Below are 17,605 nucleotides of genomic sequence, written 5' to 3'. Positions count from 1 at the left end.
TCGGAGAGTCGATCTGTAAGCCGGGTTCTGTCGAGGACAGTCATTCCTCTACGACAGCCATCACTGACTGCCTCTAGCAACCTACCCGGATCCAGCGCGGGCCACGCCAATGGATCCCTATTTGGTCTTGCTCCAAGTGGGGTTTACCTAGCCACGGACTGTTGCCAGCCGCGCGGTGCGCTCTTACCGCACCTTTTCACCCTTACCGGCGCCGAAACGCTTAGGCGGTTATTTTCTGTGGCACTTTCCGTAGGCTCACGCCTCCCAGGCGTTACCTGGCACTTCGCCCTATGGAGCCCGGACTTTCCTCCCTCCCTTCTTGCGGAACAAAAAGAGACAGCGACTGTCCGATCGACTCTCCGGCGGCCAGGGTACTTGTCTACGCCGACACCCGCAAGCTTGATAGTTGGCCACCTTAGCCTCAGAAGCACTCGAACTGGCCACCAGTGCACTTACTGACTCGCACCCTTTTCTTGCAAGGCCAGCTGATAAAGCAGGTTCTTTCTGACTCCGGTAATTGCAGAAGCAAGCGCCGCGGCTCGTTTGACCGGCAGCTCAGCCAAGAGCAGATCCAAAATCCGGCGCGCATCCGCATCGACCGCCTCGTCTTCATTCGGCGCTTGCCAGCCCCCCACTACAAGCACGCACTCGCCGCGCTGCTGATTGGCATCGGACTCTACCCAAGCGCGCAATGCACCCAAAGGAAGGTCTTTCAACGTCTCGAACGTCTTGGTCAGCTCCCGCCCCAACACCGCAGGTCGGTCGGAACCGAACACTGATTCGAGGTCAGCAAGCGCAGCAAGAATACGATGCGGCGCCTCGTAGAAGATCAACGTACGCGGCTCAGCCCGAAGATGCTCTAGGCGAGCAAGGCGTGCAGCCTGCTTAGCAGGCAGAAACCCCTCAAAGATAAAACGATCGGACGGCAGCCCAGCGGCGCAAAGCGCGGCAATAAGCGCACACGCACCGGGCAGCGGAACGACCCGGACACCCGCGGCGCGAGACAGCCTGACGAGGTGGTAACCCGGGTCGGATATCAAAGGCGTGCCAGCATCGGAGATCAAGGCCACATCTTCGCCAGCCAACAGCCGCCGGATGAAACGCCCTCCCTCGTCTCGCTCGTTATGCTCATGACATGCAGCCAAGGGTGTGGTGATGCCAAAGTGCTGCAGCAGGCGAGATGAATGCCGGGTATCTTCCGCCGCAATCAGCGCGACCTCGGATAACACGCGCAAAGCCCGCGCGCTTATATCTTCGAGATTACCGATAGGTGTGGCGACGACATAGAGCGTTCCCGCCGCGGAATTCACATCATCTGTCGCAGTCACAACGCTTACCTCAGTCACTAAAACGCGCATTGTAGCCCGTTTACGGGCCGCGACATCGCGACCCCGCCAACGCTTGGGTACAATCCACCGACACCCGCCAGCGCCTTTTCAGGAATGAACACATGACGGCCCGCTTTCGCCCGCTAATCTTCTTATGCATTGCTGCCTTGCTGTCGGCCTGCGCCAGCTCACCATCCTCCACCCTCGGCGAACTGCCTCGCACCCCACAGGCATCGACGCAACAATTGCTGAAAGATGCCGATGCCAGTGATCCAGGCAAGGCTGCGTTGCTGCGGCTGTCAGCGGCCGACCAGAGCATGCAGCAAGACAACCTGACCCAAGCGCGACAGATACTGGAACAAGTCGCCATTGACCAGTTGATGCCAGCCCAGCAGATGTTCGCCAAAACGCTGGAAGCCGAGCTGGCCCTGGCCGCTGGGAAGCCCGAAAGTGCGCTCCAGGCGTTACAGCATCCAGCCTTTGAACGTCTCGCAGAACTCCCTGTAGAGCAACAGCTTCGCACCCAACTGGCTCGCGCCGAGGCGTTCGAAGCAAACAACCAGCCGCTCGATGCAGCGCGCGAGCGCACCTTCATCGCACCCCTACTCAGCGGTGAAGCGGCTGAGCAAAATCATGAGACGATCTGGTCTCTGGTCTCGAATCTCGCGCCGGAGCAACTGCAACAAACCGCCGACACCGACCTCGCAGGCTGGATATCGCTGGCCACAGCCGTTAAGCAGGCCGGCACGCTCGGCCAGCAAAAACGCGCCATCGAGGCCTGGCAGCAGCAAAACCCTAATCACCCAGCCGCACGGCGCCTGCCCGACCCGCTGTTAAAGCTCAAGCAGCTGGCAGACAAACCCTTATCGCACGTAGCGCTTCTGCTGCCGATGGAAGGGCCGCTGGCCAGCGTTGCACGCGCCTTGCGCGACGGATTCCTAGCAGCCCATCTTGCAGGGCAACAGGACCTGAAAATCGAACTGTTCGACAGCACCCGCCTGTCTTCTCTAGACGACTTTTACCGGCAAGCGTCTGCCTCGGGTGTTGAATTGGTGATCGGCCCATTGGAAAAGGATATGGTCCGCCAACTGGCCGATCGCGAACAGCTGCCCATTACGACCCTGGCCCTGAACTACAGCGATGCGAACCAACAGGTGCCGCCGCAACTGTTCCAGTTCGGACTGGCGGCAGAAGACGAAGCTCGTGAAGTTGCGCGCCGCGCCTGGGCCGATGGGCACCGCCGCGCAGTGGCGTTGACGCCTCGCGGCGACTGGGGCAATCGGGTGTTTGAAGCTTTCCGCCAGGAATGGCAGACGCTAGGTGGCACAGTGGTTGCCGCTGAACCCCTGGCCGAGCCCATCGAGCTGGCAAACCAGATTGCGGATATGCTGCAGATACGCAGCAACGGAGGCAGCGATGAGTCGCAGCCATCGCGTCGCCAAGATATTGATTTCCTTTTTCTTGCCGCCACGCCGCAACAGGCGCAACAAGTCAAACCCACCCTGATTTTTCAGTACGCCGGCGACCTCCCGGTCTACGCGACTTCGCACCTTCATGCCGCCACTGATAACCGCACGCAATACCTGGATCTCGAAGGCATTCGCTTTACCGAAACCCCATGGCTGCTTGACCCGCAACTGCCCCTGCGCCAGGAGATCGAGCGCAAGTGGCCGCAAGCCCGGGGCAGCCTCGGCAGGCTGTATGCCATGGGCGCCGATGCCTACCAGCTGGCGCCGCGCCTGAATCAGCTTCTTGCGCTACCTGACACACGGATTGATGGCCTTTCAGGAACGCTCAGCCTAACTCCGCAGCAGCGGATCGAACGGCGCTTGCCTTGGGCCGAGTTCCGCGACGGGGAAGTCCAACCGCTCGCGGATATTCCAGATTGATAGCGACCAGCAAACAGCTCAGTGGAAAGCGCGCAGAAGATTTTTCACTGCAGCACCTCCAGGCGCACGGTCTACACCTGCTCTGTCGCAACTGGAGCTGCCGTAGTGGCGAGCTTGATCTGGTCATGCTCGATGGCGATACAGTAGTATTCGTCGAGGTTCGGTACAGGCGCCATGCCGCATGGGGCGGCGCACTCGAGAGCGTAGACCTGCGCAAACAGCAGAAGCTGATCAAGGCGGCCCAGCTGTTCCTACTAAAGGAGAGTCGCTGGGCAAAGCATCCGTGTCGCTTCGATGTCGTTGCCATAGATTCGACCGAGAGCGGAACGAAGCCCAGCTGGATTCGAAATGCCTTCGATAGCTAAAAACGCGACATGCGGGTTTCGCAGCATCTCGTCAGCATCACATCTGCACCAAAGATTCCTTGCGGCACGGCTAAAGCAGCCCAGCCCGTCACCTGAAGGTTTATTTCCGATGGACATGCAATCCCGTATACGTCAGCTCTTCCTCGCCAGCATCGAAACCAAACAAAGCGCGATGGAAGTGCTCGCACCCAGCATCGAGCAGGCCGGGCAAGTGATGGTCAATACCTTGCTCAGTGAAGGAAAAATCCTGACCTGCGGAAATGGCGGCTCCGCGGGCGATGCACAGCATTTCTCCTCAGAGCTGCTCAACCGTTTCGAGCGGGAGCGCCCTAGCCTGCCGGCAATCGCGCTGACCACGGACAGTTCGACACTGACATCCATCGCCAACGACTACAGCTACAACGAGGTGTTTTCCAAGCAGATCCGCGCACTGGGTCAGCCGGGCGATGTGCTGCTGGCAATTTCAACCAGCGGCAACTCCGCTAATGTTATCCAGGCGATACAGGCCGCGCACGACCGGGAAATGGTGGTGGTCGCCCTCACCGGTCGCGACGGTGGTGGAATGGCTTCGCTACTGCTACCGGAAGACGTTGAAATCCGAGTGCCAGCCAAGGTGACCGCACGCATTCAAGAGGTCCATCTGCTGACCATTCATTGCCTATGCGACCTGATCGACAACCAACTCTTTGGGAGCGAAGAATGACTTCAGTTCACCTGCATGCGCTTACGCTCGCGCTGTGCCTCGCCGTCACTGGCTGCAGTTCCGTGCTTACCGCCACACGCGACGACCCAATTGACGATAATCGGGGAACCCGCACGATCGGCAGCACCATTGACGACTCGCTAATCGAAACGAAAGCAGCCGTGAATATTGCCAAGGCCCACCCGGACCTCGATCAGGCATCCCATGTCATCGTTGCCAGCTACAACGGCGTGGTTCTGCTGGCAGGCCAAACACCACGTGCAGAATTGAAGCAGCTAGCCGAACAGGCCGCCAGCTCAGTTCAGCGCGTCAAACGTGTACACAACGAAATTCAGGTTCTGAAACCTTCATCCGCCCTGGCTCGCAGCAACGATTCCTGGCTGACAACCAAGATCAAGGCACAGATGCTGGCAGACGCTAGCGTTCCTGGCTCACGCATAAAAGTCATTACCGAGAACGGCATTGTTTACCTGCTTGGCCTCGTCACGAGACAGGAAGCCAATCGTGCAACGAGCGTGGTGCAAGGCGTTTCCGGCGTGCAGCGCATCGTCAAACTGTTCGAATATATCGATTAAAGGCCCGGAGGCGGCAAGCGCACAGGTGGATGCAGCCTTGCATACCACCGCCTTGCCTTTCAGCCTCAAGCGCCTATCGATTTCTATTATTTAACTACTTTCAAGCTAGGACGCCCACCTGGGGCTGGACGTGACGGCGCGCTGGTGCCGGCCGAGGCATCATCGGATGGAGTCTCGCCATCCGGCGGAGTAGGCTCAACCTCGAATACCATCCCCTGCCCATTCTCCCTTGCGTAGATAGCCATGACCGCTGCAGCCGGGACGTGCAAGCTATGCGGAACACCACCGAAGCGCCCTTCGAAGCTGATCGCCTGGTTATCCATCTTCAATTGACGCACCGCACTGGGCGCCACATTCAAGACGATCTGGCCATCACCGGCAAAACCATCCGGCACCTGAACGCCTGCATGATCAGCGTTGACCAGCAGATGCGGAGTGCAGTCATTGTCGACGATCCACTCGTACAACGCCCGTACCAGATAAGGTCGACTCGATGTCATATACAACCCCCTCTTTAGCGCATGTCGCGCTCAACGGTGGATAAACTGACCTGGAATGCCTCGCGAGCAAAGTTGATCTCCATGTAGTCGAGAAGCGGTTTCGCCGCCCGCGGCAACTCAATCCCCAGTTTCGGTAAACGCCAAAGGATAGGCAACAGGCAACAATCCACAAGACTAATCTCATCACTCATGAAGAACGGCTTTTCGGCGAAGACAGGGGAAACGCCGGTGAGGCTTTCACGCAATTCCTTGCGCGCCTGCGCTCGCGAAGCATCGGCAGTACGGCGATCAGCGATCCTGTCCACCAGGCTGCACCAATCCCGCTGAACCCGGTGCACCAGAAGACGAGTGTTCGCTCTGGCCACGGGATAAACCGGTAGCAGGGGCGGATGAGGGTAACGCTCCTCGAGATACTCAGTGATCACGCTCGGCTCGTAGAGCGCTAGATCACGATCCACCAACGTGGGCACGCTCGCGTAGGGATTTACTTCGGTCAACCTTACTGGGCAATGCGCTGCGTCGACGTCGATGATTTCGACACTGACGCCCTTCTCGGCCAGGACGAAACGCACACGATGCGAATAGTGGTCGGCGGGATCGGAATAGCAGGCCAACCGATTGGTAGCGGCCATAGGGTCCCTCCTCATTGGAATTATGTAATGGCAGAAAAAAACGCGCGCCCATCAGGGCGCGCGCAGGGTAACGCAAAACAGCACAGGATCAGTGAATGTCTTTCCAGTATTCCCGCTTGAGCAGATAAGCGAATACGAAGAAGAACGCCAGGAACAACAACACATAGGTACCGATGCGCTGGCTTTCCAGCTTGACCGGGTTGGCCGAGTAAGCGAGAAAGGTCACCAGGTTCTTGATCTTCTCGTCGTATTCGGCCTCGGTGAGCTCACCACTACCCGGCACGACCGTCATGGCATGGCAGTCTTCGTGCGTAATCGGAGTACCGGTCAGCGGATCGAATTGCTTACGACCGTCTTCGACGATCTGAACCTGCTTACACGCTACCGACTCACCTTCAGGCAGCTTGCTTGGCAACACCTGACGCCCCTGCAGCGGGGCCAGAACATGCGGCATGCCGACATTAGGGAACACCGTATTGTTGACCCCATACGGACGCGTAGGATCTTCATAGAAACTGCGCAGGTAGGTATATAGCCAGTCGTTCCCACGCACTCGCGCTACCAGCGTCAGGTCCGGCGGAGCGGCACCAAACCAGGTCTTTGCATCGTCCGGCGTCATGCCGATCTTCATGTGGTCGCCGATCTTGGCGCCAGTGAACACGATGTTGTCGAGCATAATCTCTTCGGGGATACCCAAATCTGTCGCAACACGCTCGTACCGCTGGTACTTCGCGCTGTGGCAGCCCATGCAGTAGTTTGTAAAGGTCTGTAAACCGTCCTGCAGGGCCACCTTATCGGTTAGGTCAATATCGACCGGATCAAGATGAACATCAGTACCAGCGGCGAAACCAAATGCCGGCACGAGAGCAAGAATCAATGCAGCAAATTGCTTTTTCATCAGCCAGCCACCCTTTGCGGAACCACTTTGGTCTTCTCGAGCTTGGTATAGAACGGCATCAGGATGAAGTAGCCGAAGTAGATAGCAGTACAGATCCGCGCGAGAAGCGTGCGCTCAGGAGTCGGAGCCAGTACGCCAAGCACACCGAGAATGATGAAGGAGATGCAGAACGCCAGCAGCGCGATCTTGCTCATCCAGCCCTTGTACTTCATGGACTTAACTGGACTGCGATCAAGCCATGGCAACACAAATAGCACGGCAATCGAGGCACCCATGGCAATCACGCCAAGCAGCTTGTCCGGTACGGCACGCAGAATTGCGTAGAACGGAGTGAAGTACCAAACCGGAGCGATGTGAGCAGGCGTCTTAAAGGCGTTCGCCACTTCGAAGTTCGGCTTCTCGAGGAAATAGCCGCCCATTTCCGGGAAGAAGAACACGATGGCGCAGAACACGAAGAGGAACACCACCACACCCACGATATCTTTAACCGTGTAGTACGGATGGAACGGAATGCCATCGAGCGGCACGCCAGCTTCGTTCTTGGTCTTCTTGATGTCGACACCCATCGGGTTGTTCGACCCCACCTCATGCAGCGCGAGGATGTGCAGCACGACCAGCCCGAGGATCACGATCGGCAGTGCGATGACATGCAGCGCAAAGAAGCGATTCAGGGTGATGCCGGAGATCAGGTAATCACCGCGAATCCACTGAGTCAGATCGTCGCCGATGACAGGTATGGCACCGAACAGCGAGATAATCACCTGGGCGCCCCAGTAGGACATCTGACCCCACGGCAGGAGGTAGCCCATGAAGGCCTCAGCCATCAACGCCAGATAGATCATCATGCCGAAGATCCAAACCAGCTCGCGCGGCTTCTGATAGGAGCCATACAGGATCCCACGAAACATGTGCAGATAGACCACGACGAAGAATGCCGACGCCCCCGTAGAATGCAGGTAGCGAATGATCCAGCCGTATTCGACGTCCCGCATGATGTATTCGACTGAGGCGAATGCACCCTCTGCAGACGGCTCGAAGCTCATCGTCAACCAAATGCCGGTCAGGATCTGATTCACCAGAACCAACAAGGCGAGGGAGCCGAAGAAATACAGAACGTTGAAGTTCTTCGGCGCGTAGTACTTGCTTAGATGGTCTTCCCACATCTTGGTCGCGGGGAAGCGCGCATCGACCCATTCCATGAATTTGCTCATCACGCGCTCTCCTGATCCACGCCGATAATGACCACAGAGTCAGTTTCGTAGGTGTGTGGGGGAACCGGCAGATTCAATGGCGCAGGTTGACCCTTGTAGACACGGCCAGCCATATCGTATTTCGAACCATGGCACGGACAGAAATAGCCACCAAGCCAATCAGCTCCGAGGTCAGCCGCCGCCACTTCCGGACGGAACGATGGAGCGCAACCAAGGTGCGTACAGAGCCCGACGACAATCAGAACTTCCGGCTTGATCGAGCGAACCTGCGGATCCACATAGGCAGGCTGCACCGAGGCCTCGGACTTGGGATCGGCTACCGTATCGGTGAGCTTATCCAGATTCGCCAGCGCCTCATCGGTACGACGAACGATAAACACCGGCTGACCGCGCCACTCTGCCACCATTTGCTGGCCTGGCTCGATCTTGCTGATATTGACCCTAACCGGTGCACCGGCTGCCTTGGCCTTGGCACTTGGGAACCACGATCCCACAAACGGGACCGCGGCACCCACCGCTCCTGCAGCACCTACTACCGAAGTAGCGGCTACCAGGAAGCGACGCCGGCCAGCATTCACGCCGTCATTGCTCATTCAGTCGTCTCCCATCAGTTTCTTATGGCCTACCGAAAGCAGGCGTCTACTACGTGCGTCTACTGTAAAACGAGGCCGCTAAAAATTCGCCAAATGGTAAAGAAAACCCCCTCGCATGACAAGGTAATAACAGGATACAACCTTACGTCAGGCCCCTAAAATCGGGGCCTGACGCGTGACAAGCTGTCGCAGCAGCGAAACGGCAGCCATAAAAAAACGCCCAGCTCCGTGAGAAGCTGGGCGTTCTTTTTGAGAAGCCTGAATTAGCGCTTCGAGTACTGCGGACGCTTACGCGCCTTACGCAGACCGACTTTCTTACGTTCAACTTCGCGAGCATCGCGAGTGACGAAGCCAGCCTTGCGCAGAGCAGGACGCAGAGTCTCGTCATACTCCATCAGCGCACGAGTGATACCGTGACGGATCGCACCGGCCTGACCACTCACACCACCACCCAGAACGGTTACGTAGATGTCGAACTTTTCGACGGTCTCGGTCAGTTCCAGAGGCTGACGAACGACCATGCGAGCGGTTTCACGCCCGAAGAAGTTGTCCAGCTCGCGGTTATTGATTGAGATTTTGCCAGTACCCGGACGCAGGAATACGCGCGCGGTTGCAGTCTTACGACGGCCAGTGCCGTAGTTTTGAGTCGCCGACATAATGAACTATTCCGTTAAATCTTCAGTTCTTGGGGCTGCTGAGCGGTATGCGGATGATTGGCACCCTTATACACCTTCAGCTTACGGTACATGTCGCGACCCAGCGGGTTCTTAGGCAGCATGCCCTTGACCGCGGTCTCGATCACACGCTCTGGCGCCTTGGCGATCAGCTTCTCGAAGTTGATCGACTTGATGCCACCCGGGAAACCGGAGTGAGAGTAGTACATCTTGTCGGTGGTTTTCGCACCGGTAACACGCACTTGCTCGGCATTGATAACGACGATGTAATCACCGGTATCGACGTGAGGGGTATATTCCGCCTTGTGCTTGCCACGCAGGCGGCTAGCGATTTCGGTTGCCAGACGACCCAGGGTCTGGCCGGCAGCGTCGACGACGAACCAGTCGCGCTTGACGGTTTCCGGTTTAGCAGTAAAAGTCTTCATTCGTTATAGCCTCAGGGGCCGCCCTGAAAATAAGACGGCGAATCTTACTGAATGGTGCTCGCCCTGGCAAGACCAGGACAGCCGGAAACAGACGCTATCGGGGGCTCGGGTCAGCGCGTCCGCTACGGCAGTGTTCGGTAGGCTAGGCATCCCCTACCTTGTTTTTGCGTCAACGGGCTAGGCATCCCCGGCGACAGGCTGCGGAATTATCCGGATTACCAGCCAAATAGCAAGCAGCTTATCGCCGTTCTGAGCAGACGGCGTGCCGCGGCGAAATCAGGGAGCTGCTGCCAGTACCCGCCTACCGTGACGAATACCCCCGCACCACTGCGAAGCAGGAAACTTATCGCCTGCACTACCATCCCAACCGAGATCTCTTCAAACGCAAGGACACTGCATGGAAAAGCGCCAACTAGGCCGTACTGATCTTGACGTCACGGCACTCTGCCTGGGCACCATGACTTGGGGCGAGCAGAACAATGAAAGTGAAGCTTTCGCCCAGATGGATCGCGCGAAAGCTGCAGGCATCAATTTCGTCGACACCGCCGAAATGTACCCGGTACCGCCGAAGCCGGACACCTATGCCACCACTGAGCGCTACATAGGTAACTACTTCAAGGCACGCGGTAATCGTGCCGACTGGATCCTGGCCAGCAAGATCGCCGGCCCCGGCAACGGCATCAGCCACATCCGCGACGGCCAACTGAAGATGAATCGCCAGCACATCGTTGCTGCATTGGATGCGAGCCTGCAGCGCCTGCAAACGGATTGGATAGATCTTTATCAGCTGCATTGGCCGGAGCGCAGCACAAACTTCTTCGGCCAGCTCGGCTACCGTCACCAGGATCAGGACTTCACGCCGACCGAGGAAACGCTAGAGGTGCTCGACGAGCAAGTAAGAGCCGGCAAGATCCGCCATATCGGGCTATCGAACGAAACACCATGGGGCACCATGAAGTTCCTGCAGATCGCGGAAGCCCGAGGCTGGCCGCGCGCCGTATCCATCCAGAACCCCTACAACCTGCTCAATCGAAGCTTTGAGGTCGGGCTCGCCGAAATCGCCATGCGCGAGCAATGCGGACTCCTCGCCTACTCTCCGCTGGCCTTCGGCATGCTCAGCGGCAAGTACGAGCAAGGCGCACAGCCAGCCGGAGCACGACTGACGCTATTCAGTCGTTTCGCGCGCTACGCCAAGCCGGAATCGCAGGCGGCTTGCTCACGGTATGTGGCGCTTGCCAAGGAGCACGGACTGGACCCTGCACAAATGGCCCTGGCCTATGTAACCCAACAGCCTTTCGTAACCAGCAACATCATCGGCGCAACTTCAATCGAACAGCTAGAAAGCAATCTCGCAAGCTCGGAACTGCATTTATCAGCCGAGGTGCTCGAAGCCATAGAAGCCATTCACACTGCGCAACCCAATCCCGCACCCTGAGGGATAATGGACCAACCACCCGGCAATGGCAGCACTGCGCAAACCCTGCCGGCGCCACCACTCATAGCCTTTGGCGCAAGGAGCGCATAGATGATCGCTGCCGAATTGCTTGCCCCGACCAGCCTTGTGCTGGGTTGGCTGCTATACGCCGCCGGACTGATATGGGCCTGCATCCGTGCGCCCTGGGTCGAGCTGTTTAGCGATACGCGGCGCCAGCACCTGCTGTTCGGCGCGGTCCTCGCGGTCTTTCTGCTTTGGCTGGTCCGCCGAGACTTCGATTCGGGTTTGTCTTTCCACTTCATTGGACTGACTGCGGTCACGCTACTGCTCGACTGGCCCTTGGCGATTCTCGCTGCCTTTGTCGCCCAACTTGGATTGACGGTCACAGGCCACCAGCAATTGGTTGCCCTCGGCCTGAATGGCGTGCTGCTGGTATTGATACCCGTGACGGTCACTGAAGCTTGCGCGATCGCCGTGGAGCGCACCCAGCCTCGCAACCTATTCGTCTATATATTCTTCTCAGGTTTTTTTGCGGCCGGCCTCGCGACCCTGATCTGCATCTTGGCAGGGCTCGGAATCTTGCTAATCGACGGCCTCTATCCAATGCCGCCCTGGCTGGATGACTTCGCCGGGTACATCTGGTTGGTGATGTTTCCCGAGGCTTTTATCAACGGCGCGGTCGTTAGTGCATTAGTGGTGTTCTACCCGGACTGGATGGAAACCTTCAACCGCAGTCGTTATCTGCAAGCCCCATGGAAGGATGACGGCAGCGACGAAGTTTGAGCGAGCCTCTTGCGCAAACCGACCCCATACTAGAGCCTTCCTCCACCGCCAGCTCAGTGCTGGCGCGGCGGCATGTCCTCCGAGAAAAGATCATCCTCAAGCTCATTACTCGGGATCGCATGCTCTTCCGATGCCCAGGCACCTAAGTCGATCAGCTTGCACCGTTCCGAACAGAAAGGTCGATTTGCACTTTTGACACTCCACTCGACCGGCGCGCCGCATGTCGGGCACTCGACAACAGGAATACTCATTCCTGACCTCCTCTTAGCGTCAGATAAAAATCATGTAAACGTTTAACCTCACTCTCCAGCCAGGCCCGGTCCCGATCATTGACCAGCACATCATCAGCATGACGCAAACGCTCTTCGCGGCTGGTCTGTGCGTCGAGAATGGCGCGGATCTGCGCTTCGCTGGATTGATCGCGCTGGATGGCGCGCTCCAACTGCAGCGCCTCTGGCACATCGACAACCAGCACGCGCGCAACCTGCTGGTGTTGACCGGACTCCACCAATAAGGGCGATACCATGATCGCGTACGGCGAGGTCGCCCGAGCAAGATGCTCAGCGACTTCCTGGCGTATCAGCGGATGCAACAGTTGCTCAAGCCACTTGCGCTGGTCCGGCTCTCTAAACGCCAGCTCACGCAGTACCGCTCTATCCAGACCACCGTCAGACGCGAGAACAATCTCACCGAACCGCTCGACAATCAGCCCTAGGGCCGGCCGGCCTGGCTCGACAACCCAGCGTGCGGCATGGTCAGCATCGACCCAATGCACCCCGAGGCGGCCGAACGCTTCCGCAACCGCGCTCTTGCCGCTACCGATACCACCGGTCAAACCAAGCACCCAAGGCTTCATCAGGAACCGTCCAAAAGGCAAAAAACGACGCGCAGTAGTAACGTTTGGATTGCGAGTGTGCAAGAGCAAGGTCGATGCGTGCCCGAGTTGACCGACCTTTCTAGCACTGAAGAAGCCAGCATTAGCCAAGGGGGACGAACGTCATACCAAAGCAACACGTTGCAGCCTATTGAGCGATGGCGGGGAGTCGACGTCGCTGCACTTATCTTTGCAATCGTGGTGCTACAAGCAGCTCTCAGAAGCGAGACCAGCAGTGAGCTCCTGCTCTGCCTATGGGGCCAGCCTATCACTCCCCCGCTAGTGCGTGGGGTGGCCAACTAGCCGGCGGGAAACCGCTAAAGCGAACCAGCCCCGGATACACCAACCGCTAGAACCTGGCAAATTGCAGATAGGCCGAAGTGATCTGGTCGCCCCAGAGCAAAGCGACCCATCCCGCAATGGCGAGGTAGGGGCCAAAGGGAATTGTCGTGCCGCTATCGGCCTTCTGCATGCGCAGCATGATCGTACCCAACACCGCCCCCACGACGGACGAAAGCAAAATGGTCAGCGGCAAAACTTGCCAACCACCCCAAGCGCCCAGCATCGCCAGCAGCTTGAAGTCGCCGTAACCCATGCCCTCCTTGCCAGTTACAAGTTTGAACAGCCAGTACACCGACCACAGGCTCAGATAGCCAGCAACAACCCCCCACACTGCATCAGGCAACGGCGCAAACAAACCAAAATGGTTAGCGATCAAGCCCAGCCAAAGCAGAGGCAACACAAGGGAGTCAGGCAACAACTGATGATCAACATCGATCATGCTCATCGCCAGCAGGCCCCACGTCAGCAACAGCATCGCACCGGCCTGCCAGGAAAAGCCAAAGTGCCAGGCCACATAGCCGGACAAAACACCGCACAGCAGTTCGACCAAGGGGTAGCGACTGCTGATCGGCGCACGGCACGACGAGCATTTGCCACGCAGCGCTAGCCAGCTGACCAAGGGAATGTTCTCCCACGGGCGTATTTCATGATCGCACTGCGGACAGTGAGAGTTGGGCAGAACCAAATTGAAGGTCGCAGTCGGCTCGATCGGCAAATCAAGATATTCACGCGCCTGAGCACGCCAGTCCCGCTGCATCATGATCGGAAGACGGTGGATAACAACGTTGAGAAAACTGCCCACCAGCAAACCCAGCACCAGTGCACATAAAACAAAGGCCAGCGTGCTGCTGGCCAGAACGTCGAGAATCATTGCTTTATCCGACCACGCCGCCTAGCTGGAAGATAGGCAGATACATGGCAATGATTAGACCACCCACCAATACGCCCAGGACCGCCATGATCATCGGCTCCATCAATGTGGTGAGGTTGTCGACCATATTGTCTACTTCTTCCTCGTAGAAGCCAGCCACCTTATCCAACATTTCATCCAGAGAGCCAGACTCTTCGCCGATGGCAGTCATCTGGACGGCCATAGACGGGAAAACCCCAGTTGTTCTCATCGAGAAGTTCAGCTGCACACCTGATGAAACGTCGTTGCGGATCTTATCGACAGCGTTCCTGAACACAACGTTACCGGTCGCCCCCGAAACGGAATTCAACGCATCCACCAGTGGGACACCCGCCGCGAAAGTTGTTGATAATGTCCGAGCGTAGCGGGCTACAGCAGATTTATACAAAATAGCCCCAACGATTGGGACTTTGAGCATAGTTCGGTCAACACCGTTACGAAAACGCTCGGAACGTTTGAGCATTTCCTTGAAAGCAAAGGCCGTACCACCAGCAACAAACAAAACCAGCCACCACCACTCCTGCAATGCCTCTGACAACCCAATTACCATAAGCGTAAAAGCGGGTAGTTCGGCCCCGAAGCCAGCAAACACATCTTGAAATTGCGGCACTACTTTGATTAGCAATATCGCTGAGACCACAATCGCAACCACAATGACCGAAATGGGATAGGTCATTGCCTTTTTGATCTTCGCTTTGAGCTGCTCGGTCTTTTCCTTATATGTAGCGACCCTATCAAGCAAAGTCTCCAGCGCACCCGACTGCTCGCCGGACTCGACCAGGTTGCAATAGAGGTCATCGAAGTACTGCGGCTTCTTGCGCAGCGAGCCAGCGAAGCTATTACCCGCCGCCACCTCCTGCTTAACCTCGTCCACCAGCTTGCGCATGCTGGGGTTGTCGAAGCCCTCACCGATGATGTCGAAAGACTGCAACAGCGGCACGCCCGCTTTCATCATGGTGGCCATCTGCCGAGTAAAAAGGGCGATGTCCATCGGCTTGATTTTCTTGCCGGCCCCGAACAGCGAGACAGCCTTCTTGCGCACCTTGAGCGGATTGATGCCCTGCTTGCGGAGATGTGCCTTGATCAGCGCTGAGCTCTGGCCTGAGAGCTCCCCTTTGATCTTGCTGCCCTTGCGGTCCGTCCCTTCCCAGCTGAACACACTGGTTTTCAACGCTTTCTGCTGCGCCATGGTTAATCCTTGGTCACACGGTTGACTTCCTCCAGGCTGGTAATGCCATTCATGGCTTTAACCAGACCGGAAATGCGCAAATCATTGAAACCATCTTTGCGCGCCTGAATGGCGATATCGATGGAGTTACCTTCCTCCATGATAAGCCGCTGCAGGGCAGGCGTGATTTTAACCACTTCATAAATACCGACACGGCCCTTGTAGCCGCCGTTGCAATTATCACAACCCACCGGCCCGTAGAGCTGAAACGTGCCAATCCTGTCTTCTGGTATCCCTTCCTTCAAAAGCGCCTCGCGTGGCACCTCCACTTCCTTTTTACAGCTAGAGCAAAGCTTACGAGCGAGCCGCTGGGCAATGATCAGGTTGACTGAGGTAGCGATGTTAAAGGCCGGTACGCCCATGTTACGCAGACGAGTGAGCGTCTCCGCAGCACTGTTGGTGTGAAGGGTCGACATGACCATATGGCCGGTTTGGGCGGCCTTGACGGCAATCTCCGCAGTCTCCAGGTCTCGAATTTCCCCCACCATGATGATGTCCGGGTCCTGACGCAGGAAGGCACGTAGCGCCTGGGCAAAGTCCATGCCCTGGCGCGGATTGACGTTGACCTGATTAATACCCTCGAGGTTGATCTCCACCGGGTCTTCGGCCGTAGAGATGTTCACATCGACGGTGTTAAGAATATTTAGCCCGGTGTACAGGGAAACGGTCTTGCCCGAGCCGGTCGGCCCGGTGACCAGGATCATGCCCTGCGGCTGCTTGAGCGCGGCCATGTACAATGCTTTCTGTTCTTCCTCATAGCCCAGCGCATCGATACCCATCTTGGCGCTGGACGAATCCAGGATTCGCATCACGATCTTTTCGCCCCACAGCGTGGGCAGGCTGTTGACACGAAAGTCGATGGACTTGGTCTTGGAAACCTTCATCTTGATCCGGCCATCCTGGGGCTTGCGCCGCTCGGCAATGTCCAGCGCCGCCATGACCTTTAGCCGTGCCGAAATGCGACTGACCAACTGCACCGGTGGCCTCGCCACTTCATGCAACACGCCATCCGTACGGAACCGAACACGATAGGATTTCTCGTAGGGCTCGAAGTGCAGGTCGGATGAGCCGCGCTTGATTGCATCCAGCAGCATCTTATTGACGAAACGGACAACCGGGGCGTCATCCGCCTCGTTATGCTCGCCCTCTTCCTTCTCGGCCGCACCGCCCCCCACTTCGATGTCCAGATCGTCCAGATCGGAGTCGGACAGTCCATCAAGCGCCGTATTGGCCGACTCGAAAAGCTTTTCGATGGCCTCACCTAGCTTGTCATCCTCCACCAACACCGACTCTACCGACAGCCCAGTATTGAACTGGATATCGCTGATGGCTTGGTGATTGGTTGGGTCGGACACCGCCACATACAGTTTATTGCCACGGCGCTGCAGAGGCAGCACCCGGTGCTGCCGGACCAACTTTTCGCTGACGAGATCTTGAGGCTGAGTTTCTTTATCCAACGTAGTCAGATCAAAGTACGGAACGCCGAAATGCTCCCCCGCCAGCTCTGCCACCGCCCGGCTCTTAACCAGCTTGTTCTGCACCAGCCAGGACACCAGTGGCACCTGGTTGCGCTGGGCCTGCTGCTGCGCCTGCAGCGCAATCTTTTCATCAAGCTGACCGACCAATACTAACTGGCGAGCCAAGCCACCGAGGGGAGCGTTTTCGTTCATTGAACTGCCTATAGAGGCCAGGGAAATGTGGCGCCCTTATAACGTAGTTCCAGAGGCGTGCCAAACGCATGAAAACTAAGTGGCAATTTTTGTCACATGCTGACTTGAAAGGCTAAATCAATCCCCAAGCCAGCCGTCCTTTTCCCTACCAACCCGCACACCCCCACCGCTTTCTTATGGGGGAGGCGCGCTCCGCGGCGAACGCTTCACCCCTACCTTATCTACCGGCTTTTGTCCGCCTCCGGCCCACCATCCGACACGCTCCGCGCAAAGCCCACAACCCCAGCCCAGCGGGGCTATCAGTCCAGCACCCGCCCTATGGAAAGCGCGCCCCGCGGCGAAAACAATTTCCCGACGCACAAATGACGATCCGCAAAGCAGAAGCCTCACGGCCCAAAAAAAGTGCGCCACCGCACAACTGCAGATTCCAGCCCGACCACCCTCCCTCGCCTGGCACAGAAGCTGCTCATGTATTTACAGGTCCAACGACCTCACCAACAAAGGAGCTTTTCCATGAAGTCCATTAAGAAGCAAAAGGGGGCGGCGGCAAAAACTGAGTGCAACACCTGA

The 17,605-nt window shown here is 57.4% G+C and carries 19 protein-coding genes and 1 other RNA gene; 6 read left to right on the top strand and 14 right to left on the bottom strand.

Going from position 1 to position 17,605, the window contains the following annotated elements; genetic code table 11:
- An RNA gene (rnpB, locus tag RT21_RS23085) (RNase P RNA component class A) lies at nt 1-359 on the bottom strand.
- Between the two features lie 93 nt (nt 360-452).
- Nucleotides 453-1,358: a 16S rRNA (cytidine(1402)-2'-O)-methyltransferase gene (rsmI, locus tag RT21_RS20735; protein WP_234463413.1), complete on the bottom strand. Its 906-nt coding sequence runs from the start codon at nt 1,356-1,358 to the stop codon at nt 453-455.
- 92 nt (nt 1,359-1,450) lie between these two features.
- Here rsmI and RT21_RS20730 point away from each other — a divergent pair, with 92 nt between their 5' ends.
- The 4 genes from RT21_RS20730 (at nt 1,451) to RT21_RS20715 (ending at nt 4,860) form a co-directional block, all read left to right on the top strand.
- Nucleotides 1,451-3,217 (top strand): penicillin-binding protein activator, encoded by a 1,767-nt coding sequence (locus RT21_RS20730; protein ID WP_046164244.1) that lies wholly within the window; start codon nt 1,451-1,453, stop codon nt 3,215-3,217.
- Entirely contained in the window at nt 3,214-3,582 is a 369-nt protein-coding gene (locus RT21_RS20725) for a YraN family protein (RefSeq protein WP_046164243.1), read from the top strand. The genes RT21_RS20730 and RT21_RS20725 overlap by 4 nt, the downstream gene beginning before the upstream one ends.
- 109 nt (nt 3,583-3,691) lie before the next feature.
- Nucleotides 3,692-4,285, top strand: coding sequence for a phosphoheptose isomerase (locus RT21_RS20720; RefSeq protein ID WP_045424810.1), 594 nt, complete (start codon nt 3,692-3,694; stop codon nt 4,283-4,285).
- On the top strand, nt 4,282-4,860 hold the full coding sequence (locus RT21_RS20715) for a BON domain-containing protein (RefSeq protein WP_046164242.1): 579 nt from the start codon (nt 4,282-4,284) through the stop codon (nt 4,858-4,860). Before RT21_RS20720 ends, RT21_RS20715 begins: the two co-directional genes overlap by 4 nt.
- An 86-nt stretch (nt 4,861-4,946) precedes the next feature.
- Here RT21_RS20715 and RT21_RS20710 read toward each other — a convergent pair whose 3' ends face one another.
- From RT21_RS20710 to rplM, 7 genes are all read right to left on the bottom strand, one after another.
- Nucleotides 4,947-5,360 carry a ClpXP protease specificity-enhancing factor gene (locus RT21_RS20710; RefSeq protein WP_046164241.1) on the bottom strand — a complete coding sequence of 138 codons (414 nt, stop codon included), beginning with the start codon at nt 5,358-5,360 and terminating at the stop codon, nt 4,947-4,949.
- A 14-nt stretch (nt 5,361-5,374) separates the two neighbouring features.
- Nucleotides 5,375-5,992 carry a glutathione S-transferase N-terminal domain-containing protein gene (locus tag RT21_RS20705; protein ID WP_045424802.1) on the bottom strand — a complete coding sequence of 206 codons (618 nt, stop codon included), beginning with the start codon at nt 5,990-5,992 and terminating at the stop codon, nt 5,375-5,377.
- An 88-nt stretch (nt 5,993-6,080) separates the two neighbouring features.
- The gene (locus RT21_RS20700) at nt 6,081-6,890 is read right to left on the bottom strand and encodes a cytochrome c1 (RefSeq protein WP_046164240.1); all 810 of its coding nucleotides are present in this window, start codon (nt 6,888-6,890) and stop codon (nt 6,081-6,083) included.
- On the bottom strand, nt 6,890-8,101 hold the full coding sequence (locus RT21_RS20695) for a cytochrome b (RefSeq protein ID WP_045424796.1): 1,212 nt from the start codon (nt 8,099-8,101) through the stop codon (nt 6,890-6,892). Before RT21_RS20695 ends, RT21_RS20700 begins: the two co-directional genes overlap by 1 nt.
- Complete coding sequence (gene petA, locus RT21_RS20690; protein ID WP_045424793.1) at nt 8,101-8,694, bottom strand: ubiquinol-cytochrome c reductase iron-sulfur subunit; 594 nt, start codon at nt 8,692-8,694, stop codon at nt 8,101-8,103. Before petA ends, RT21_RS20695 begins: the two co-directional genes overlap by 1 nt.
- Nucleotides 8,695-8,957: 263 nt before the next feature.
- Nucleotides 8,958-9,350, bottom strand: a complete 393-nt coding sequence (rpsI, locus tag RT21_RS20685) for a 30S ribosomal protein S9 (RefSeq protein ID WP_021209313.1) — start codon at nt 9,348-9,350, stop codon at nt 8,958-8,960.
- Nucleotides 9,351-9,364: 14 nt separating this feature from the next.
- Nucleotides 9,365-9,793: a 50S ribosomal protein L13 gene (rplM, locus tag RT21_RS20680; RefSeq protein ID WP_019342644.1), complete on the bottom strand. Its 429-nt coding sequence runs from the start codon at nt 9,791-9,793 to the stop codon at nt 9,365-9,367.
- 397 nt (nt 9,794-10,190) lie between these two features.
- On the opposite strand from rplM, the gene RT21_RS20675 reads away from it, so the two are divergent.
- Together RT21_RS20675 and RT21_RS20670 are read left to right on the top strand one after the other, a co-directional pair.
- Entirely contained in the window at nt 10,191-11,228 is a 1,038-nt protein-coding gene (locus RT21_RS20675; protein WP_046164239.1) for an NADP(H)-dependent aldo-keto reductase, read from the top strand.
- A 90-nt stretch (nt 11,229-11,318) separates the two neighbouring features.
- Complete coding sequence (locus RT21_RS20670) at nt 11,319-12,011, top strand: energy-coupling factor ABC transporter permease (RefSeq protein ID WP_046164238.1); 693 nt, start codon at nt 11,319-11,321, stop codon at nt 12,009-12,011.
- A gap of 53 nt (nt 12,012-12,064) precedes the next feature.
- On the opposite strand, the gene yacG is transcribed toward RT21_RS20670, so the two are convergent.
- From yacG to pilB, 5 genes are all read right to left on the bottom strand, one after another.
- The gene (gene yacG / locus RT21_RS20665; RefSeq protein WP_046164237.1) at nt 12,065-12,262 is read right to left on the bottom strand and encodes a DNA gyrase inhibitor YacG; all 198 of its coding nucleotides are present in this window, start codon (nt 12,260-12,262) and stop codon (nt 12,065-12,067) included.
- Nucleotides 12,259-12,867, bottom strand: a complete 609-nt coding sequence (gene coaE / locus RT21_RS20660) for a dephospho-CoA kinase (protein ID WP_046164236.1) — start codon at nt 12,865-12,867, stop codon at nt 12,259-12,261. Before coaE ends, yacG begins: the two co-directional genes overlap by 4 nt.
- 367 nt (nt 12,868-13,234) lie before the next feature.
- Nucleotides 13,235-14,098 carry a prepilin peptidase gene (locus RT21_RS20655; protein ID WP_046164235.1) on the bottom strand — a complete coding sequence of 288 codons (864 nt, stop codon included), beginning with the start codon at nt 14,096-14,098 and terminating at the stop codon, nt 13,235-13,237.
- A gap of 4 nt (nt 14,099-14,102) precedes the next feature.
- The gene (locus RT21_RS20650) at nt 14,103-15,326 is read right to left on the bottom strand and encodes a type II secretion system F family protein (protein WP_046164234.1); all 1,224 of its coding nucleotides are present in this window, start codon (nt 15,324-15,326) and stop codon (nt 14,103-14,105) included.
- Nucleotides 15,327-15,328: 2 nt separating this feature from the next.
- Complete coding sequence (pilB, locus tag RT21_RS20645) at nt 15,329-17,035, bottom strand: type IV-A pilus assembly ATPase PilB (protein WP_046164233.1); 1,707 nt, start codon at nt 17,033-17,035, stop codon at nt 15,329-15,331.
- Nucleotides 17,036-17,605: the final 570 nt, after the last annotated feature.

Origin of the sequence: Pseudomonas sp. 10B238 (assembly GCF_000970615.1) — a bacterium.
GTDB lineage: Bacteria > Pseudomonadota > Gammaproteobacteria > Pseudomonadales > Pseudomonadaceae > Stutzerimonas.
This window is presented reverse-complemented; position numbering and strand designations above follow the sequence as displayed.

Coding starts and splice junctions, on each gene's coding strand:
- pilB (WP_046164233.1), bottom strand. CDS start 17,035: ATGAACGAAAACGCTCCCCTCGGTGGCTTGGCTCGCCAGTTAGTATTG.
- RT21_RS20720 (WP_045424810.1), top strand. CDS start 3,692: ATGGACATGCAATCCCGTATACGTCAGCTCTTCCTCGCCAGCATCGAA.
- rpsI (WP_021209313.1), bottom strand. CDS start 9,350: ATGTCGGCGACTCAAAACTACGGCACTGGCCGTCGTAAGACTGCAACC.
- RT21_RS20675 (WP_046164239.1), top strand. CDS start 10,191: ATGGAAAAGCGCCAACTAGGCCGTACTGATCTTGACGTCACGGCACTC.
- coaE (WP_046164236.1), bottom strand. CDS start 12,867: ATGAAGCCTTGGGTGCTTGGTTTGACCGGTGGTATCGGTAGCGGCAAG.
- RT21_RS20730 (WP_046164244.1), top strand. CDS start 1,451: ATGACGGCCCGCTTTCGCCCGCTAATCTTCTTATGCATTGCTGCCTTG.
- rplM (WP_019342644.1), bottom strand. CDS start 9,793: ATGAAGACTTTTACTGCTAAACCGGAAACCGTCAAGCGCGACTGGTTC.
- petA (WP_045424793.1), bottom strand. CDS start 8,694: ATGAGCAATGACGGCGTGAATGCTGGCCGGCGTCGCTTCCTGGTAGCC.
- RT21_RS20700 (WP_046164240.1), bottom strand. CDS start 6,890: ATGAAAAAGCAATTTGCTGCATTGATTCTTGCTCTCGTGCCGGCATTT.
- RT21_RS20715 (WP_046164242.1), top strand. CDS start 4,282: ATGACTTCAGTTCACCTGCATGCGCTTACGCTCGCGCTGTGCCTCGCC.
- yacG (WP_046164237.1), bottom strand. CDS start 12,262: ATGAGTATTCCTGTTGTCGAGTGCCCGACATGCGGCGCGCCGGTCGAG.
- RT21_RS20705 (WP_045424802.1), bottom strand. CDS start 5,992: ATGGCCGCTACCAATCGGTTGGCCTGCTATTCCGATCCCGCCGACCAC.
- RT21_RS20655 (WP_046164235.1), bottom strand. CDS start 14,098: ATGATTCTCGACGTTCTGGCCAGCAGCACGCTGGCCTTTGTTTTATGT.
- RT21_RS20695 (WP_045424796.1), bottom strand. CDS start 8,101: ATGAGCAAATTCATGGAATGGGTCGATGCGCGCTTCCCCGCGACCAAG.
- rsmI (WP_234463413.1), bottom strand. CDS start 1,358: ATGCGCGTTTTAGTGACTGAGGTAAGCGTTGTGACTGCGACAGATGAT.
- RT21_RS20670 (WP_046164238.1), top strand. CDS start 11,319: ATGATCGCTGCCGAATTGCTTGCCCCGACCAGCCTTGTGCTGGGTTGG.
- RT21_RS20650 (WP_046164234.1), bottom strand. CDS start 15,326: ATGGCGCAGCAGAAAGCGTTGAAAACCAGTGTGTTCAGCTGGGAAGGG.
- RT21_RS20710 (WP_046164241.1), bottom strand. CDS start 5,360: ATGACATCGAGTCGACCTTATCTGGTACGGGCGTTGTACGAGTGGATC.